The organism is Stenotrophomonas sp. 2YAF22 (assembly GCF_052114665.1).
Classification (GTDB): Bacteria; Pseudomonadota; Gammaproteobacteria; order Xanthomonadales; family Xanthomonadaceae; genus Stenotrophomonas; species Stenotrophomonas indicatrix.
Genome location: NZ_JBFRFE010000705.1, coordinates 1 through 2,010 on the forward strand (window position 1 = coordinate 1; position 2,010 = coordinate 2,010).

Genomic DNA, 2,010 nt, shown 5'->3' on the forward strand with positions numbered 1-2,010 from the left:
GGCGTGGTGCTGCCATGGCCGTATGCAGGCGAGCCGGGCCAGGCGACGGTCAACGGCGAGGTGGCGGAATGGGTCAACAACGAACTGCATGTGCACCAGTTGCCGGCACGCATCGAGATCGATGTGCCCAGCGCGGTGCGCCGCGCCGAACGCAAGGAAAAGTAAGCATGCGAGGTCCGCTCGGAATCGGTCGCGGTTTCTGCGCGCTGGGGCTGGCGATCGCGCTGGCCCTGCCCGGGTTGGCGGCAGCCGCCTTGCCGGCCAGCGCCGCCGATGTGGCCACTGCGGTCGGCGAGCCCGGCATGAGCATGGTGACATTCAACCTGCACCACGACCGCGAGGACTGGCCCAGCCGCCGCCGGACGATCGTGGCTGAGCTCAAGCGCCTGCAGCCCGATGCCATCGCGTTGCAGGAGGTGATCCAGAAGCGCAACGTGCGCAACCAGGCGCAGTGGCTGGCCAGCCAGCTCGGTTACCGGTACGTATTCGTGTCCACCGATCCGGTGGGTGCACCCAAGCGGTATGGCAATGCGCTGCTGACCCGGCGCCCGATACTGGCCCGTGGCGAGCACCTGCTGCTGCCGCTGGATGACTACCGCACCGTGGCCCATCTGCGCATCGACGTGGACGGCAAGCCGGTCAATGTCTATGCCACCCATCTCAACGAGCGCAGTGACGACACCGGCCAGCGCATCCGCCGCAGTCAGGTCGAAGATCTGCTGCGTTTCATTGCCGGCAGTTCTGCAGGTGCACCGGTGGTGATTGCCGGCGACTTCAATGCACTGGTCGATGCAGGCGATCTGAGCGAGCTGCGCAGTCACTACGGCGACAGCTACGGCAGCGTGCACGTCAACACCGACCTGGCCGGTGTCAGTACGCTCAACCGTCATTACTACCAGGCGCCGTCGCGGATCGACCACATCTTCTTCCAGCAGGACGAGATGGTCGCGCGCGAAGCGAAGATCCTGTTCGACCAGCCCGATGACGGCGGCCGTTGGGCGTCGGATCACTACGGGGTGTGGACCCGGCTGCAGTTCGCGCCGAAACCCTGATAACGGCATGGCGTGGCGGCGCATCTGCGTTCGCTACGTCATTTGGTACGTCACAAACAGAAACGGCGGGGATCATCGATCCCCGCCGTTTCGTTGTTGCCGATCAAGGATCGATCAGGCGGCTGGCGGCGTGCGCTTGCCGGCGTCCTCGTCTTCTTCCGAAGCCTGCGCGTCGGCGGCCTGTGCGGCAGCGTCGGCATGGCCATCGGCGATCGGGTCAACCGCTGCCGACACGACCGGATCGGCGACCGGTGCAGCGGTTTCCACCGGTGCGGCTTCGACAGCCACCGGGGTTGCCGGCTGCTCGACCACCGGGGCGACTTCAACCTCGGTCTTCGGTTCGACCACCGGAGCAGCTTCAACCACCGGCRCAACGTCAGCCACCACCGGCTTCGGCTCGGCTACCGGTGCGGCTTCGACCACCGCGGTCGGTTCAGCGACCGGGGCTGCTTCGATCGCAGCAGCGGTCTCGACCACCGGCGGCTTCGCCTCGATCACCGGAGCCGCTTCAGGTGCGGGCTGCACGGGCGTCGCCGCGTCGATGGCATCCAGCATGCTGGTCTGCACCGGCGACGGGGTCGGTTCGATCTTGGCGACGGCTTCCACCGGAGCCGGAGTCTGCACTGCGGCGGCCACTGGAGCGGCTGCCTCGACCACGGCACTGCTTACGGCAGCGACCGGCGCAACCGCGGCGGCCACTGCAACCGGCGCACGTGCTGGCTTGCCGGCATCAGCGGCGGCCGGCTCGACTTCGTCATCGAAATCGAATTCCGGCTGCGAACGCGACGGCTGCGCGGCGGCTGCCGGTGCGCCGACCGAAGCCGGGGCGGTCTGCTCGACGGAATCGCCGTCGTTGTCCTCGCCCTCGGCATCATCGCCGTCGTCCAGGTCATCACCCAGTACGTCACCGCCCGCAGCGTTCTCGGCGCCACCACGACGACGACGACGACCACCGCGA

Annotated in this window: 1 protein-coding gene and 1 pseudogene; one reads left to right on the forward strand and one right to left on the reverse strand. The window is 67.5% G+C overall.

From position 1 onward, the window contains the following. Positions 1-167: 167 nt before the first annotated feature. Positions 168-1,052 carry an endonuclease/exonuclease/phosphatase family protein gene (locus AB4Y84_RS20165; protein WP_312785978.1) on the forward strand — a complete coding sequence of 295 codons (885 nt, stop codon included), beginning with the start codon at positions 168-170 and terminating at the stop codon, positions 1,050-1,052. 114 nt (positions 1,053-1,166) lie between these two features. On the opposite strand, the pseudogene AB4Y84_RS20170 reads toward AB4Y84_RS20165, so the two are convergent. Further along, positions 1,167-2,010 (reverse strand): annotated as a pseudogene (locus tag AB4Y84_RS20170) (ribonuclease E/G); the annotation flags it as partial.

What these genes read in the sequence shown, in the direction of transcription:
- AB4Y84_RS20165 (WP_312785978.1), top strand. Translation starts at nt 168, where the DNA reads ATGCGAGGTCCGCTCGGAATCGGTCGCGGTTTCTGCGCGCTGGGGCTG.